The 16971-nt window shown below is 72.6% G+C and carries 8 protein-coding genes; 6 read left to right on the top strand and 2 right to left on the bottom strand.

Features of this window, described 5'->3' with window-relative positions:
• The first annotated feature begins 14 nt into the window (after nucleotides 1-14).
• The 5 genes from K8625_RS26820 to K8625_RS26800 all read left to right on the top strand — a co-directional run bounded on the left by K8625_RS26820 (nucleotide 15) and on the right by K8625_RS26800 (nucleotide 13966).
• A complete protein-coding gene (locus tag K8625_RS26820; RefSeq protein ID WP_223784290.1) occupies nucleotides 15-839 on the top strand; it encodes a phospholipid scramblase-related protein in 825 nt (274 codons plus the stop codon).
• Between the two features lie 100 nt (nucleotides 840-939).
• The gene (locus K8625_RS26815) at nucleotides 940-3669 is read left to right on the top strand and encodes a hypothetical protein (RefSeq protein ID WP_223784289.1); all 2730 of its coding nucleotides are present in this window, start codon (nucleotides 940-942) and stop codon (nucleotides 3667-3669) included.
• Between the two features lie 54 nt (nucleotides 3670-3723).
• On the top strand, nucleotides 3724-10254 hold the full coding sequence (locus tag K8625_RS26810) for a HEAT repeat domain-containing protein (RefSeq protein WP_223784288.1): 6531 nt from the start codon (nucleotides 3724-3726) through the stop codon (nucleotides 10252-10254).
• Entirely contained in the window at nucleotides 10251-12095 is a 1845-nt protein-coding gene (locus K8625_RS44565) for a GNAT family N-acetyltransferase (protein ID WP_223749368.1), read from the top strand. The genes K8625_RS26810 and K8625_RS44565 overlap by 4 nt, the downstream gene beginning before the upstream one ends.
• A gap of 410 nt (nucleotides 12096-12505) precedes the next feature.
• A complete protein-coding gene (locus K8625_RS26800; protein WP_223784287.1) occupies nucleotides 12506-13966 on the top strand; it encodes a reverse transcriptase family protein in 1461 nt (486 codons plus the stop codon).
• Between the two features lie 53 nt (nucleotides 13967-14019).
• Here the strand turns inward: K8625_RS26800 and K8625_RS26795 are convergent, their stop codons facing one another.
• Nucleotides 14020-14916 (bottom strand): alpha/beta hydrolase, encoded by an 897-nt coding sequence (locus K8625_RS26795; RefSeq protein WP_223784286.1) that lies wholly within the window; start codon nucleotides 14914-14916, stop codon nucleotides 14020-14022.
• Nucleotides 14917-15084: 168 nt separating this feature from the next.
• Here K8625_RS26795 and K8625_RS26790 point away from each other — a divergent pair, with 168 nt between their 5' ends.
• Nucleotides 15085-16611 (top strand): GMC family oxidoreductase, encoded by a 1527-nt coding sequence (locus K8625_RS26790; protein WP_223784285.1) that lies wholly within the window; start codon nucleotides 15085-15087, stop codon nucleotides 16609-16611.
• A 55-nt stretch (nucleotides 16612-16666) separates the two neighbouring features.
• Here the strand turns inward: K8625_RS26790 and K8625_RS26785 are convergent, their stop codons facing one another.
• Entirely contained in the window at nucleotides 16667-16807 is a 141-nt protein-coding gene (locus K8625_RS26785) for a hypothetical protein (protein WP_170300575.1), read from the bottom strand.
• Between the last annotated feature and the right edge of the window lie 164 nt (nucleotides 16808-16971).

The following is a 16971-nucleotide window of genomic DNA, read 5'->3' as shown; positions in this document are numbered from 1 at the left end:
TAAGCCCTGCTTCCATGGGTGACAAGCCAGGGTGGGGCACCGACTCGGAGCTGGAGCTGGACTGGGGCGCGCGCAAGGCACGCTCCGAGCCCCGGGACGCGCCGTCCACCGCTCCCGAGGAGCCCGCGCAGGCGCTCGCGGGCAAGGGGGCACCCGGAGACCCGCGCTACATGAGCCTGGAGCTGCGGCTGTCGCTGGAGGCCGTGCTGACGTCGGCCACGCTGCGCATGCGCCAGTTCCGCGAGACGCTGGAGATCCTCATCGGCTGGGAGGGGAAGAACAAGTACGAGGTCTGTGGCGAGGACGGCCGTGGCACCGTGTACGTGGGCGAGACGGGCGAGGGCTGGATGTCGCGGCTGGCGCGGAACTTCTGGCCCTTCTACCGCGCCCGACTGGAGTGCATGACGGTGGGCGGCACGCTGGCGATGGCGGTGGAGCTGCCCTGGCACCTCTTCTTCGCCCGCGCGGAGGTGACGGCGTGGGATGGCCGGCCCATGGGGGACATCGTCCAGCGCTTCCGCTTGTTCGGCCGGGGCTTCGACATCGTGTCGCCCACCGGCGCGGTGCTGGCCACGGTGGAGGGGCCCTTCTGGAAGCCGTGGACGTTCCGCATCCTCCAGCGCGGCGGGCAGGTGGCCGTCATCCGCAAGAAGTGGAGCGGCCTGCTGCAGGAGACCTTCAGCGACGCGGACAACTTCAGCCTGGAGTTCCAGCCCTCGTGCGCCGACGGCCGGCTGCGTCAACTGGTGCTGGCCGCCGCGCTGCTGGTGGACCTGACCTACTTCGACAACCGCAAGAATCGCTCGCTGTTCGGCACCGGCGTGGACATCGTGGATTGAGGGCTTCCTGCGAGTCGCGGAACATCCGAAAGCGAGAAGACCTGGACGCGGGCGTGCGCACACTGCCAGCAGTGGCGGCATGTGCTAAGTCCCCTGGCCCATGTCGACGAGCGACGCGCTGAACGCAGCAGACCTCGAGCGGTTGGCCCAGGCGGAGTCACCGGACCTGGCCGATGCCGTGCTTGCCCTCCTGGAGCAGGAGGAGCCGGAGCCGGAGGAAGGCAAGGCCCCGCCGAAGGACGCCTTCACCTTCGAGAAGCTGCTGCGCTCGCTCGCCCAGGCGCAGGCCCGCTACGACAGCGACTCACGGCGTGAGGCCTCCGCGGACGCGTGGCAGCGCTTCCTGGCCCAGAAGGACGTGCCCCAGCCCGCGCGGCTGGCGCTGGCGGATCTGCTGGTGTCGCTGTACCGCAAGAACACCCACGCGTCGCGGGCGGTGCTGCTCAAGCTGGCGGCCACCGCGGACCTGAAGTTCGGCCTGTGGGGCGGGCTCAAGCGCATCTACAAGCTGGCCGAGGCCGACCACGACGCGGAGCTGTTCGGCGTGCTCGCGTGGCGCTTCGACGTGGAGCGCCGGCAGTCCTACAAGCACGAGGTCTCCGGCGGGACGCTCCAGTACCTGCGCCGCCGCGCGTGGCGCTACCTGCGTCACCTGGGCGCCGCCGTCCCGGAGCTGTACCCGCAGTTCGCCGTGGAGGTGCTGCGCCACTACCAGGAGGACACGTCCTGGTACTCGGTCTGGGTGGCGAACCACATCTGGGCGCACGGCACGGGCAACTACACGGGCGGCTCGTTCGGCATCCAGCCGCCGGGCGACATGGTGAAGCAGCGCGCGTTCACGGAGGCGTGGAAGCGCTCGCCGGACGCGCTGATGCGGCTGCTCGACACGTGCATGTCGGACCCCGCCGCGCGCTTCGCCATCCAGGGCCTGCGCAAGGACTTCCCGGAGAGCCTGCGCAAGGTGACGCCCGCGTGGCTGGACCGGCTGGCGCGTCGCCCCCTGGCCAGCGCCCACGACTTCCTGGTGGAGACGCTGCAGGGCTCCCCTGAGTTCCACCAGAGCAAGCTGCGCGAGCTGGGCCTGCACGACGCGGTCATCGCGCTGCTGATGTCACCCAGTGGCAAGGCGCGCACGTACGCCATCGAGTACGCCCGGGCGCACGCGCAGGACCTGGCCGCCGAGCGGCTGGTGGAGCTGGTGGCCAAGGGCGAGAACGACGTGAAGTCCTTCGCGGCCGCCACGTTGGAGAAGCGAAACCCGCGCGAGCTGGGGATGGAGCTGCTGGGGCGGCTGTTGCCCTACAAGGCCACGGCGGCGTTCGCGGCGAAGTCGCTGGAGCAGTCGTTCGACCGGGCGGAGCTGACGTCGGGCTTCCTGCGGGACATGTACCTGGGCACGTCCGAGCAGCTCAACTGGGCCAAGGGGTACGTGCAGTCCAAGTACGCGGCCGGGGAGATGCCGGTGGCGTTCTGGAAGGAGCTGTTGGAGGACCCGCGGCTGACGAAGAAGCCGTACCCGGTGGAGGGCCTGGTGGTGAAGGCGCTGTCGTCGTACGCGCCGGCGGCCATCGGTCCGGAGTGGCTCCTGGACAAGGCGGCGCACCCGCGCATCGGCTCGCAGGTGGCCACGTGGCTGCAGCGCGCGGACAGCCTGCCGGGGCTGGACGTGGAGAAGGTGAAGGGCCTGGTCTTCAGCGCGAAGCACCGGCACGTGGCGCTGGCGCTCCTGGGCAACCGCAAGCTGTTCACCGCGCGGCAGCTCACGGTGCCCTGGCTCCTGGCGCTGGCGCGGCGCGCGGACCCGACGCTGCACGACTTCGCGCACCGCTACCTGCTCGAGTACGTGGTGCCCGCGGACTTCAGCGACACGGGGGACGCGGCGGCGGGCCTGGAGCGCCTGTTCGAGCTGGCGCTGGGCGCCAAGCAGCCGGTGCCCGTGCGCGCGTTCGCCCAGACGTACCTGCGCTGCCACCACCCCCTCATCGGGCCGGAGCAGCCGGAGTCGAAGTCCTACGAAATCAAGCCGAAGGCGCCTCGCAAGGCGTACACGCCGGAGAAGCTGTGGCCGGCGCTGTTCGACGCGCGCGACGACGTGCGCCGCTTCGCGCTCGCGGTCACCCGCGCGGAGTTGCGCGCGTGGGGCTGGCACACGCGGGTGTACGAGCTGGCGGACGCCGAGGCGAAGGAGATCCGCAACCTGGCCTACGACGCGCTGTTGCGCGCGGGTGAGGAGGGCGCGGACGCCCGCTACGTGCTGCACCCCGAGGAGCTGGACCCGGTGAAGGTCTTCTCCCTCACGGAGAGCACCAAGCGCAGCACGCGCGAGGTGGCGGTGGAGCTCATCCGCCGGCACTACGCCAGGCTGGGCGGCGCCGAGCGGCTGACGTGGCTGATGCAGAGCGCGGACCGCGAGGTGGGCCTGTTCGCGGTGCGCCTGCTCTGGGAGAAGCACCGCCCCACGCACCTGCCGGAGGGGTGGAAGCCCGCGGGCGCGAAGGAGGCCCCCGCCACGGGGGGCGGCGCGCCGTTCGCGGACGTGCCGGCCCTGCGCGAGTTCCTGCGCAAGATGCTCTTCGGCCTGCCCCCGGGCCGCGCCAAGGAGGCGCGCGAGGGCGAGGTGCAGAAGCGCCTGTCGGCCAGCGTCGCCAAGCGCCGGGTCATCGAGCTGGTGCGCGATTTGGGCCTGGAGGACGAGAGCTTCGCCCGGGTCATCGCGCCGGTGCTCGGGGAGTTCACCGGCTCCATGGCGAAGGGTGAGTGGCAGAGCTGCCTGGCGTCCCTGGTCCAGCTGCGCACCGCGCATCCGAGCGCGCAGCTCGGGGGCTTCTGAGCGTCGGCATTCCCAGCGTAACGGGTGCCCGACGGGCGCCCCGGAAAGAACTTCATGTCCGTCCTCGCCATCGGCAACATCGAAAAGCTCCGCGCGCTCGCGGCGAACCCCCGCGTGCTGCTGCTCGGCGGCGCCCGCGCGTCCGCGCCCAGCCGCCTCACCGCGTACGAGCTGGCCTCCAACAAGGTGCTGTGGAGCAGTGAGCTGCCCTCCGCCGTGAGCGCCCTGGCCCTGTCGGGCGAGCGCTTCGCCGCGGCCCTGTCCGACGGCACCCTGTGCCTGGGCACCGTCTCCGACGGGCAGGTGCAGACGCGCCTCACCGACGCGCACCTGGGCGGCGTCACCGCGCTGGCCTCCAGCCCCGACGGCAAGGTGCTGTTCAGCGTGGGCGCGGACGGCGTGGTGCGCGGCTGGGAGTGGGACGGCGCGCGCAAGGTGCACGAGTGGAAGGCGTCGCCGCAGCCCCTGCGCGCGGTGGCGGTGGACCCGTCCGGGACGTTCGTCGCGTGCGGCGGTGATGACGGCGTGGTGCGCTCGTTCACCAAGGCCACCGGTGAGCGCCGCGACATGGCGGGCCACGAGGGCGCGGTGCGCGCGCTGGCCTTCACGCCGCGCGACGGCCGGCTCGCCTCCGGTGGCGACGACGGCAAGGTGCGCTTCTGGTACCTGGTGGGCGCGGTGGAGTTCGAGGTGCGCGGCGACAAGGACTCCGGTCACGCCGGAGCGGTGCTCGCGCTCGTGTTCCCGCCCACGCCCGCCGCGCAGGACGACGAGGAGCCCGGCGACCGCGTCTGGTCCGCGGGCAGCGACGGCAAGGTGAAGGTGTGGCGGCTGGATGAGCGCCGCAAGCCGCGCACGCTGGACTGCGGCTCCAAGCCGGTGAACGCGCTGGTGTTCGTGGCGCCCGGCAACCCGCGCGAGGCGCGCACGTCGCTGGGCGCCATCTTCACGGCGGGCGAGGACCGGCGCGTCTTCCGCTTCGGCATCGAGACGGACGGCAAGCCGGCCAACGGGCAGGCCGTGTCGCGGCACGGGCTCGACTTGCTGACGGAGTCGCTGAAGGCGGGGCGCCCCAAGCGCGAGGCCGCCGTGCGCGAGGCCGTGGCGCTGGAGGAGACGGAGGCGCTCGACTTCGTGCTGCAGGTCCTCTCCACGGACAAGGAGGCGGAGGTGCGCCGCCTCGCCGCCCGCGAGCTGGGCGAGAAGGGCCGCGTCGCCGCCCGTCCGAAGCTGCGCGAGCGGCTGGACGACGACCATCCCCAGGTGCGCGAGGAGGCCCTCAAGGCCCTCGACACGCTGGAGACGGAGTCGCCGCTGGCCGCGCCCCGCGCCGCGCTGGAGTCACGCTTCGTGGACATGCGCGTGGCGGGTCTCAAGCGCCTGGCGAAGCTGGGCCGCGCGTCCCCGCTGGTCCCCGCGCTCATCGCCAGCAAGCTGGGTGAGTCGGACGCCACCGTGGGGCTGGCCGCGCTGGACGCCCTCTCCGAGGTCTCCGCGCCCGCCGACACCGAGCCCCTGCGCGCCGCCTTCGAGCGGGGCCAGCCGCGCCTGCGCGTGGAGGTGCTGGTGCGCATCGCCGGGGCGGGCCTGTTGGGCCACGCCCAGCTGCAGCCACTGGTCGCCCGCGCGCTGGATGACGCCGACGCGGACGTGCGCCGCGTGGCCTTCACCATCCGCGTGCTGGAGCGCCGCGCCCTGGCGCACGCGCTAGAGGGCCGCGACGAGGACTTCGCGCGCTCCACCAAGGACGTGGCCCGCCGGCTCGCGCAGCGCTCGCGGCAGGGACAGACGGCCGCGCTCACGGACGCCGACGTGCAGGCCGCGCGCGACGCGATGCCCGCTCAGGGCGCCGTGGGGGCCTCGCTGACGGAGAGCGACCTGGAGCCGCTGGTGGCCGCCATGGCCTGCCGCACGCCGGACACCGCCGTCCGGGGCGCCCGGGGCCTCGCGCAGTTGGGCGATGCCCGGGCGCTGGGCGCGCTCCTGCAGCTCTCCCGTGAGCCGGACCCGGCCATCCGCCGTCAGGCCGCCGCCGCCCTCCAGGCGCTCCAGGACGCTCGCGCCCGCGAGCGGCTGGTGTGGATGCTGGACGACGAGAACGCGGACGTGCGCGCGGCCTCGCTCGACGCCGTGGTGGCGCTGGACGCGGAGGCGCCGCTGGCCTCCGCCGAGGCGGCCCTGCGCTCCGGTCACGAGGACGTGCGCGTGCGCGGCCTGGACCGGCTGGTGAAGCTGGGCGCCACGGCGCAAGGTGCCGAGCCGCTGCTCGGTGACGCGCTCGAGGACGAGTCCGCCAAGGTGCGCGGCGAGGCGTTCCGCACGCTGTGGGCGTGGAACGAGAAGGTGCCGGAGAAGGCGCTGGACCGCGCGCTCGCGGGCCGCTTCCCGGACCTGCGTGGCCGCGCGGTGGAGGTGCTCGCGCAGCGCGGCGCCGAGGGCTGGGCCCAGGAGCGGCTGAAGAAGTCCGTGGAGGACCGCGACGTGGGCGTCGCCACCGCCGCGTACGAGGCGTGGGTGAAGCTGGTGGGCAAGGAGAAGCCCGAGCCGCACCTGGCCGCGCTCGCGTCGACGCACCCCGCCCTGCGCGTGCTGGCCGCGAAGGGCTCCGTGCACGCGCCCGCCGAGCCCCTGCGCTCGCCGCTGCTCAAGCGCGTGCAGGATGAGGAACTGGACGTCGCCGTCGCCGCGCTGGAGGCGCTCGACAAGCTGATTCCGGGCGAGAACGGGCCGCTGCTCGCGGGCCTGTCCTCCGCCTCGCTGCCGGTGCGCGTGCGCGCGTCCGAGCTGCTCGCGCCCCGTGGCGCCGAGGACATCATCGAGCCGATGCGCAACCTGATGGACAAGGAGCTGGAGCGGCAGTACCCGCCCGCGTTCCTCATCCCGCTGCGCATCCGGGGTGCCCGCGCGCTCGCGACGCTGGGCTCGCGCCGGCTCCTGTCCTGGTTCGCCACCACGCTGCTGACGAGCGAGCTGGGGGACTTGCAGGAGCAGGGCGCGCGCGGCCTCGCCACCGCCAGCCGTCGGGGCGACGAGGGCTACCTGCTGGACGCGCTCAGCCACGCCAACGTGGCGGTGCGCTCGTGGGGCGCGGACGGCCTGTCGCGCCTGGGTGATGCGCGTGCGCTGCCGGTGCTCACCGGCAACCTGCGCCATGACCACCTGCCCATCCGGCTGGGCGCCATCCTCTCCTTCGCGGCCCTGGGCTCCGAGGGCGACGGTGGCCTGCTGCACGGATTGGAGGACCGCGCGCGCGAGGTGCAGGAGATGGTGTTCGCCATCGTCCTCGCGCGGGACCTGCGCGCCACCCGTCGCGGTGAGCCGCCCGACCTGCTCGCCAGCGCGCTGTCCAGCGGACGGCCCGAGGTGCGCTACGCCGCGGCCCGCGCGCTGGAGCTGCGCACGGAGACGGACGCGTACCGCGCGAACCTGGTCGAGGGACTGCTGCCGCCGAAGCCGGACAAGGTCGGCGACATGAAGGACTGGCCCTCCGAGGAGGACCGCGCCAAGCGCATGGTCGGGCTTGCCGAGGCCCTCTCCAGCGGTCAGCCCGAGCAGCGCTACGCGGCGGCCCAGGTGCTGCTGCTTCGCAACAAGCCGCTCGACTACTTCCGCGAGGCCTTGAAGGTCGCCCGGCCGAGCTCGCTGGACGCCCCGTGGAAGCCGGAGACGGCGCCCAACGTGTCGCCCGTGCAGGCCACGCCCGCGAAGAGCTGGCTGCGCCGGCTGTTCTCCGCCACGAAGCCCGGTACGCCGGAGACCTCCTCGCCCGAGGCGGCCACGAACGCCGAGCGTCAGCACCTGCGCCGGCTGGCCTTCGGCGCGTACGTGGGTCTGCTGCGCCAGGTGTCCGCCGGTGACGACGAGGGCCACCGCGTCCGTCGCGACGCCGTGGACCGCGTGGTGAAGCTCACCCAGGAGGGCTACGCGGGCACGCCCGCCGCCGTGGCCGCGCTGCTGCGCGCCCTGGAGGACCCGCACCAGCTGGTGCGCAAGGCCGCGCTCACCGGCCTCAAGGAGCTGTTCCCCGCGGGCAGCGACGAGCCGCTCTCGCTGGCCCTGGCCTCGCTGTCGCCCGACGTGGCGCGCATCGCGCTGGACGAGCTGGCCGAGCGTGGGGACGCCGCGAAGCCGCGCATCACCGCCGCGCTCAACTCGCCGCTGTCGGACGTGCGCCGCTACGCGTTCGAGCTGCTCGAGAAGCTCAGCCCTCCCGGCAGCCTGGAGCCGCTGCTGGCCGCGCTGGGCAGCGAGCACGCGGACCTGCGCGTCGGCGTCATCGAGCGGCTGGCCGGCGCCAACGATTCGCGCGTCACCGAGGCGCTGGGTCGGGCCATGTCCAGCGAGCACGAGGACCTGCGCCTGCGCGCGTCCGAGCTGCTCGCGTGGCGCGGCGACGAGCGCGCGGTGGAGGTGCTCGCCTCGTTCCTGCGCTCGGAGACGCCCGCCGTCGCCAGGCGCGCGGTGGAGGCGCTCGCCCGACTGGCCACGCCCTCCGCCGTGAGCGCCCTGGCCGCGCGGCTGAATGTGTCCACGGACCCGCACGAGCGGCTGCGGCTGGTGGACGCGCTGGGACAGACGCGCCGCCCCGAGGCGCTGGACGTGCTCGCGCGCCGCGTGCTGGAGGACGACACCAGCGCGGTGCGCGTCGCGTGTGTCCCCGCGGCGATGCAGGTGGCGGGCGCGGACGTGAAGAAGCGCGACGCGACGCTGGCGCTGCGCTTCCTGCGGCAGGCGGTGAAGAGCCTGGACGTGGCGGTGCGACAGGTGGCCCTGCGCCAGCTGGAGCACGGCGCCGAGGCCGGCCAGTCCGAGGTCCTGGTGAGCCTCTTCAACGACCGGGACGTCACGGTGCGCGCCGAGGCCGTGTCGCTGTACTCCAAGCGCGTCATCGAGCACGCCGCCCCCGTGGGCCCGCTCGAGGACGTGCTGCGCGGTGGGGCTCGCGAGCTGATGCTGCCCGCCGCCGAGGGTGTCGCGCACCTGCGCGGCGTGAGCGCGCTGCGCCCCCTGCTGCTGTACTCGCGCGCCGGTGAGGACGGTCAGCGCGAGCGCGCCCTGCTCGCCCTGGGCACGCTGGGTGACGCGCGGGCGCTGAGCGAGCTGGAGACGGTGGCCGCCGGTGGCACGCCCGAGGCGCCCACCGAGCCGAGCATGATGTGGGCGGCGGTGGAGGGCCTGGGTCGTCTCGCGGGCCGGCTGCCGGACGGCGAGGAGCGCCGCCGCGTCGAGGAGAAGGTGGAGGCCGCCGCGGTGGAGGGCGCCGACTACTCGCTCCAGCAGGCGGGCGTGAAGGGCCTTCGCGCCATCGGCGGCGAGCGCGCCCGGGTGAAGGTCGAGGCGCTGCTGCTCGACACGGACACCCACCTGCTCGTGCGAATCACGGCGGCGCAGGAGCTGGGCAAGCTCAAGGACGTGGAGGCGGAGACCACGCTCGCCACCATCCTGGACGACTCCACGGAGCTGCTCCGCAAGGAGGCGCGCAAGGCGCTGGACGAGCTGTTCCCGAAGGAGCGCACCCGCGTCGAGTTCCTCGCCGTGGCCAGCCGCTACCAGGACATCTCCGAGCCGGCCGTCACGTACCTGTCCCGCGAGGGCGACCCGGCGCTGCTGGTGCCCCGGCTCGCCACGCTGACCAACGAGGAGCTGCGGCTGAGCCTGCGTCGGGGACTCGCGCGGCGCGGCGCGCTGCCGGTGCCCGAGACGGTGACGCTGCTGGAGCACGACAAGGCGGAGGCCCGCCAGGAGGCGGCCCTGCTGATTGGCACGTGGACCGGCGAGGCGCGCGCCTCCGGACAGGTGGACCTGGCGGCGCTGTCCCGCGCGCTGGTCACCTCCGAGCGGCGCACCGCGAAGGACTGGGCGGCCACGCCTCCCGGCCCGAAGAAGACCGCGCTCGCCTCCGCGTGGGAGCGCCTCCTGTGGGCCGGCTCGCGGCTGGGCACGGCGGGGCTCGCCGACTCCGCGCGCGACATCCTCAAGGCCGGTGAGCATGGCTCTCCCGCGACCGTGCGTCAGGAGGCGGCCCGCGTGCTGTCCCGCCTGGGCACGGCCGGTGCCACGCTGAAGCTCCAGGGCCAGGACACCTCGACGCCCGTGCTGTCCAACGACAAGGAGCGCGCCGCCTCCGCGGACGTGCTCAAGGGCGCGCTGACGGACCCGGACGCCCGGGTGCGCTCGGCGGCCGCGGATGCACTGGCGCGGCTGGCCCCCGAGAAGGCCGCGGCCTGGGCGCTGGAGGTGAAGCCGTTCGACCCGGTGGCATTGGGGCCCACGGGCGCGAAGGTCCCCGCCGAGGCCCTGGCCACGTCCGAGGGCCGTCGCCTGGCCGAGCCTTCGCTGCTGGGTCAGGGGAACCTCGCGCCGCTGGCCGCGTTGGCGCAGAGCGCGAAGCCCGAGGTGAAGCAGGAAGCCTGGGCCGGCATGGGCCGGCTGGGCGGTGACGAGGCGGCGAAGCTGCTGCACACGGCCGCCTTCGACAAGTCTCAGTCCGTGGAGCTGCGCAAGGCCGCCTGGCGCGCCCACAAACGTGCACGTCGCGCCGCCGAGCGCGCGAAGAACCACCGGAAGGAAGGCAACCCGTCGTGACGACCGCCACCCGTCACCCCGTCGAGCTTCGCTACGCCACCGCGAGCGACGTGGAGTCCCACGCGGACGCCTCGCGCGTGCTCCTGGCCCTGGAGGGCTCGCGCGGCACCGTCGGCGTGCGAGGCCGCCTCAAGGACGCGTCCCTGTTCCGCGACGCGCTCACCGCCACGTTCGGCATCCTCGCGAGCGACTTGCGCTACCGGGGCAAGGACCGCACCGCGTACCTCGCGTACCTCATGAAGAAGGGGAAGCGGGCGAGCGCGCAGATCTGGGAGGCCCAGAAGGCCTTCCTCGACAACGCGCTCGACGGTGAGCAGAAGCAGGACGCCGTGCTGGACCCGGTGCTCACCGTGGACCCGGACAGCGTCTCGCTGGAGGTGTTCTCCCGCGACGAGAGCGCCTACGCGCGCCTGTCCCTGGACAACAGCCTCTTCGAGGGCCGCGAGGCCGCGCACGGCTCCACCTTCCTGGACGTCCCGTCGGACCTGCTCTCGCGCATGGACCGGCTGCGCACCTACCTGCCCGTGTCGCTGGAGGCCCACGTCGCGCTGCCCGCCAAGCAGGCCCGTGAGCCGCGCAACGTGCAGGTGCCGCACGCGTGGCTGCGCGGCTTCCTCCAGGTGCAGTCCGCCGCAACGCTGCCCGCCAATACGTGCGAGCTGGCGCCCATCGACCTGTACAACCTCCTCTTCGCGCTGCGCACCCGCAAGGCGAAGAAGGCCCCGCGCGCGCTGCGCTTCGAGCTGGTCCCCGGCGCTCCGCCCCGACTGGTGCTGGAGCCGTGGGAGCTGGTGCTCGAGTGCCACGGCGGCAAGTACACCGGCACCGCGCCCGCGGTGGTGCGCACGTTCGGCCGCCAGCGGCTGGTCGCGCTCGCGCGCCTGTTGCCGCATGCGAAGTCGGTGCGCCTGCAGCTCATGGGTCCGGGCCTGCCGGTGTTCTGGGTCATCGACATGGGCCAGGCCACGCTGACCATGGGCCTCACGGGCTGGACGGAGAGCGGCTGGTCCTCCGCCGCGGCCTTCGACGTGCTCATGCCCCGGGCGGTGCCGGAAGGGCTGGCCGAGAAGCTGCGCGGGAAGCTGCGCGCCGACGGTCCGCAGACCTTCGAGCCCCTGGTCGCCGCCGCCGGTGGCGCGACGAAGGAGCAGGTGCGCGCCGCGTTGCAGCTCGAGTGCCTGCGCGGCCGCGTCCTCTTCGACGTGGCCCAGGGCAAGTACCGCCCGCGCGAGCTGATGGCCACGCCCGTGGACGAGTCCGTCATCCGCTTCGGCAGCGAGCGCGAGGCCCGCGCCCACCGCCTGCTCGGCGACGGCGGCCCGGGTGCCGGCGAGGTCAAGCTCACCAAGGTGCACGACATGGTGGGCGAGGGCACGCGCATCCACGGCGAGGTGGTGGACCGCGAGGCCGTGCGCAGCTTCTTCCCCAGCTTCACGCTGGATTTGGAAGGCCGCGTGAAGGACGCGTCCTGCGGGTGTCCGCACTTCCGCCGCTCCGGCATGCGCGAGGGTCCGTGCGAGCACCAGCTCGCGCTGCGCCTGGTCTACGCGCGCCGCCGCGCCGAGGAGGAGGCGCTCCGGCAGACGCCCGAGGGCCGCAAGCACATCCGCGCCGAGACGCGCTCGTACGTGCGCCGCGACGCGGAGAGCGGACAGGAGATGGTGTACCGCGTTTCCCTGGATGGCCAGGTGGTCGCCGTGGAGTGGGGCCTTCGCACCGGCGAAGCGCGTCACCAGCGGCTCTGGTTCGACACGGACGTGGAGGCGCGCACCGCGTATTTCACGCGCCTGGAGAAGCTTTCGGCCGACGGCTACATCGACGCGGCCTCGTCATTGGTGTAAACCCTCAACCACGGCTCGGTCGCCTTCAAAGGCGGCCGACAGGGAAGGTGCGACGGAAGACACGATGAAGCGCGCTTCACGCGCGAGCAGCCGAGAGAGGTCTGGAGTGCATCAGCCTGAGCGCCTCGAGCGCGGGAGCGGCGTTGCGCCGCTCCGGTTTGAATGCAGGACACTCTCCGCAAGGTAGCCTGTTCTTGGCTCTCTCCCTCCCATGCACTACGGCCGGGGTGGGCAGCGGAGCCAACGACGCGACCGCCGTTTGCCCACCCCGGCCGTAGTGCATGGGAGGGGAGAGCCGGTGAGGCTACCGTGCCCCAGGTGAGATGGTGGTGCTTTCCTGGCCTCCCTCGACTGCTCGCGAATGACAGCCGCTTCGTCCGAAGCCGCCGCGCCCCCTCGAAGGTGCTGACATGACCGCCAGGCTGGAGTCGTTCGTCCCCGCTGCCGCGCCGCAAGCCGTCGCGACGCCAGCGCCCCAGGCCCCGTCCGCCAACACGCTCGCCCAACGCGAGGCCCGTCGCGCCGCGCACGAGGCACTGCTCACCCGCTGGAAGGCCATCGTCGAGGCTGGCGGCGCCGAGGAATGGGCGCAGGCCCAGCTGGTCTCTCGCGGCCTCGCCGTGGGCGAGCTCGACTTCTCCAGCGCCTCGGAAAAGGAGAAGACGGCCTGGAAGGAGAAGAAGAAGGCCGAGGCGGCCGAGCGTCGCGCGCTGGGGCGCCAGGCCCACGAGGCCTGGAAGGCCACCCACGTGGGACACCTGGGCGCCGGGGTCCACTGGGAGGAGGAAGGCGGCTCCGACAAGTTCGACATCGCGCACCGTGAGGAGCGTGCTCGCGCGAACGGGCTTCCCGAGCTGGGCTCCGCGGAGGCGCTGGCCAAGGCGCTGGGGCTGAGCGTCTCCAAGCTGCGCTGGTTCGCGTTCCACCGCGAGGTGGACACCGGCTCGCACTACATCAGCTGGGGCATCCCCAAGCGCGACGGCGGGACGCGGACGATTACGTCCCCCAAGCCGGAGCTGAAGGAAGCGCAGCGCTGGGTGCTGTCCAACGTGGTGGAGCGACTGCCCGTGCACGGCGCGGCGCACGGCTTCGTCGCGGGGCGCTCCATCCTCACCAACGCGCTCGCGCACCACAGCGCGGATGTCGTGGTGAAGGTGGACCTGAAGGACTTCTTCCCCTCCGTCACGTGGCGCCGGGTGAAGGGCCTGTTGCGCAAGGGCGGCCTGCCGGAGAACACGTCCACGCTGCTGGCGCTGATGTCCACGGAGGCCCCGCGCGAGGCGGTGCAGTTCCGCGGCAAGACGCTCTACGTGGCCAAGGGTCCGCGCTCGCTGCCGCAGGGTGCGCCTACGTCTCCGGGCATCACCAACGCCCTGTGCCTCAAGCTCGACAAGCGCCTGTCCGCGCTGTCGAAGAAGCTGGGCTTCGTCTACACGCGCTACGCGGACGACCTGACGTTCTCGTGGACGAAGACGAAGCAGCCCAAGGCGCGGCGCGCGCAGGGTGCGCCGGTGGCCGTGCTGCTCGCGCGCGTGAAGGACGTGGTGGAGTCCGAGGGCTTCCGCGTGCACCCGGAGAAGACGCGGGTGAGCCGCAAGGGCACGCGTCAGCAGGTGACGGGCTTGGTGGTGAACAGGGTCCGTGACGGCGTGGCCTCCGCCCGCGTGCCGCGCGATGTCGTGCGCCGGCTGCGCGCGGCCATCCACAACCGACAGAAGGGCAAGCCCGGCCGCGAGGGTGAGTCCCTCGAGCAGCTCAAGGGCATGGCCGCCTTCGTCTACATGACGGACGAGACCAAGGGCCGCGCCTTCCTGAAGAGCCTGGAGCAGCTCGAGGCCCGCGAGAAGGAAGCGGCGCCCAAGGCGCCCTGAAGTGCTGGGGTCGCGGGCTCGGCGGTAGGTGATTCACCTCCGGGCCCGTCGGCTCAAGGCGCGGGATTCGCCGCGCTCCCCTCCCCGCCTGCGAGCAGCGCCGCGTCGAAGAAGGCGCGCAGCCGGCGGGGATATTCCGTCGGCTCCACGGTGGCGAAGCCGCCATGCCCCGCGCCCTGGATGCGCCACGTCCGCGCGTACTCGCGCACGTGGGCGAACAGCTCATCCGCGAGTGGCTGACCGGACTCCTCCGTCCCCATCACGATGAACAGGGGCCTGGGCCGGATGTGGTCCACCGCGTCGATGGTGCGCACCTCTTCCAGCTGGATGCCGCGCCGCCAGAACGGCACCAGCGCGCCCGTCTGGGTGATGGCACCGAAGCGCCGGAAGTCATACGCGGCCGCGAGCCACAGCGTGTTGAACGGGGACAGCAGCACCACCGCGCGCACGTCCGTGTCCTTCGCGGCCACCTCCGCCACCGCGGCGGAGCCAATCGAGAACCCCAGCGCGCCCACCTTCCCCGGGTCCACGTCGGGCCGGGCCCGCACGAACTCCAGCGCGGCCCGCACATCCCGCCGCTCCAAATCCCCCCACGTGGACGTCTCGCCCTGACTTGCGCCATGCGCGCGCAGGTCGAACAGGAGCACGCCGTAGCCCGCGTCCCGCAGGATGCGCGCCTCCGGCAGCACGTCCGCGCGTGTCTGTGAAAGGCCGTGCGTCATCACCACCGCGGCGCGGTTCCTCGAGGGCACGTACCACCCGCGCAATTCCAGCCCGTCCGAGGTGAACAGGCGCACGTCCTGCGCGTCCGCGAAGTCGGCGGGGCGCTCCGGCGCCACCCGGGGATAGTGGAAGTACGCCTCCGAGTGCCGCAGCGCACGCGCGAAGAGCGCCAGGGTCGCGAGCACCCCCAACACCACCACCGCCGCCACGACTCGCCGCCACTTCATGCAACACCTTCCCCGGGCATCCCCCGGCTGCTCGCCCGAGCCCCACGCGAGTCACTCGCGACACAGGCGGGCGTCCAATGGTCAAGCTCGCGCGCGGCAGCTTACACTGCGCCGAATCAACTCGCGGTGAGTCACGCCGCGCATCCCCTTTGCACTCGCCGGGTCGCTGTGAGCACGTCCAAGAAGACTTTCGATGCGGTGGTGGTGGGCTCCGGCGCGTGTGGTGGCTGGGCGGCCAAGCAGCTCACCGAGGCGGGGCTGAACGTCCTGGTGCTGGAGGCGGGGCGCAGCAACCAGGCGGACAAGCTGCTGTGGGTGATGCACCGGGTCCGCCAGAAGCTCTTCCGCTACCAGGCGGAGACGGACAGCGCGCGCAAGCAGCGCCAGTCGGTGCAGTCCACCACCTTCGCGTGGCCCTTCCATCCGCACGCCTTCGTGGATGACGTCGACAACCCGTACACCACGCCGAAGGACGCGCCCTTCACGTGGATTCGCGCGCGACAGGTGGGCGGACGCACCTCGGTGAAGGCGCACGGCCGGCAGTTCTACCGGCTGTCGGACTTCAACTTCAAAGCAGGCGGGCGCGACGGCCAGGGCCCGGACTGGCCGCTGACGCTGGCGGACCTGGCGCCGCACTACGAGACGGTGGAGCGGTGGATGGGCCTCCACGGCAACACGGACGGGCTGGACACCCTGCCCGACTCCATCTTCGCCGCGTCCATCGCGATGAACCCGGCCGAGCAGCGCCTGAAGGAGCGCGTGGAGCGCCGCTGGCCCGAGCGCCGCGTCGTCGTGCGCCGCACCGCGGGCGCCCCCGTCACCATCCCCGCCGCGCTCAAGACGGGCCGCCTCACCCTGCGCACGCACGCGGTGGTGGACCAGGTGCTGCACGACCCGAAGACGAACAAGGTCACCGGCGTGCGGTACATCGACTCCGACACGGGCAGGACGCACGAGGCCCATGGCCGCGTGGTGGTGCTCGCCGCGGGGACCATCGAGACGACGCGCCTGCTGCTGCACTCGAAGAGCGCCGCGTTCCCGGAGGGCCTCGCCAACTCCTCGGGGCAACTGGGCCGCAACCTGATGGACCACACGTACCTGCTCGGCATCGAGGCGAAGATGAACCTGCCCGCCTCCGAGCAGCGCGCCGAGCAGAGCTGGGCGTACATCCCCCAGTTCCGCAACGTCACCTCCCCTGCGGACGGCTTCTCACGCGGCTATGGCGTGCAGGTGTTCACCTTCGGGGACTCGTGCCACTTCGTGCCCTTCGGGGAGATGGTGCCGCGCGAGCACAACCGCGTGACGCTGAGCCCCACCGTGAAGGACCGCTGGGGGATTCCCGCGGCGCACATCGAGTGCCGTCACTCGGACAACGAGCTGCGCATGTGCGCGGACGCCGTGGCCGCCTGCCAGGAGATGCTGAAGGAGGCGGGCTTCACGGTGGAGAAGGTGAACGACACCCTCTCCACGCCGGGCATGGCCATCCACGAGGTGGGCACCGCGCGCATGGGCACCAGCCCGAGCACGTCGGTCCTCAACGCGTGGAACCAGAGCTGGGACGTGCCCAACCTCTTCGTGATGGACGGCTCGGCGTTCCCCTCGCAGGGACCGCAGAACCCCACGCTGACGATGATGGCCCTGGCCGTGCGAGCCAGCGCGCACCTGGTCGGCGAGCTCAAGGCCGGCAGGCTCTGACGCGCACGGAGGACACGGCCACGCGTTGGAAGGTGGCCGTGTCTCCTCACGGGCCTCAGTCCTTGGGGCCCTGGCCCTCGGGCTTCTTCGGCTTCTCGCGCAGGCTGAGCCGCGAGCTCCACATCGCCGGTGTCATCACCACGATGAGAAGCGTCAGCAGCACCGTCCCAATCATCAGCTCCCAAATCATGTCCATGGCTTCGCTCTTCTGGATTCTTCAGACCGACTGACTGCCATGCCGGAGAGAGCGAACGACTCGCGCACCCGGCTCCTCAGGGACACTCCGAGGGCGGCACGACGTCCGTGGACACCACGGACGCGCGCAACCCGGGCACGAGGCGGCCATCGCGTGACTCCCGA

Origin of the sequence: Myxococcus sp. AS-1-15, assembly GCF_020037055.1 — a bacterium.
Taxonomy (GTDB): Bacteria; Myxococcota; Myxococcia; order Myxococcales; family Myxococcaceae; genus Myxococcus; species Myxococcus fulvus.
Note: the sequence above shows the minus strand (reverse complement) of the source record. Positions and strands in the feature narration are given on the sequence as shown.

Coding starts and splice junctions, on each gene's coding strand:
- K8625_RS26815 (WP_223784289.1), top strand. CDS start 940: ATGTCGACGAGCGACGCGCTGAACGCAGCAGACCTCGAGCGGTTGGCC.
- K8625_RS26810 (WP_223784288.1), top strand. CDS start 3,724: ATGTCCGTCCTCGCCATCGGCAACATCGAAAAGCTCCGCGCGCTCGCG.
- K8625_RS26800 (WP_223784287.1), top strand. CDS start 12,506: ATGACCGCCAGGCTGGAGTCGTTCGTCCCCGCTGCCGCGCCGCAAGCC.
- K8625_RS26785 (WP_170300575.1), bottom strand. CDS start 16,807: ATGGACATGATTTGGGAGCTGATGATTGGGACGGTGCTGCTGACGCTT.
- K8625_RS26820 (WP_223784290.1), top strand. CDS start 15: ATGGGTGACAAGCCAGGGTGGGGCACCGACTCGGAGCTGGAGCTGGAC.
- K8625_RS26795 (WP_223784286.1), bottom strand. CDS start 14,916: ATGAAGTGGCGGCGAGTCGTGGCGGCGGTGGTGGTGTTGGGGGTGCTC.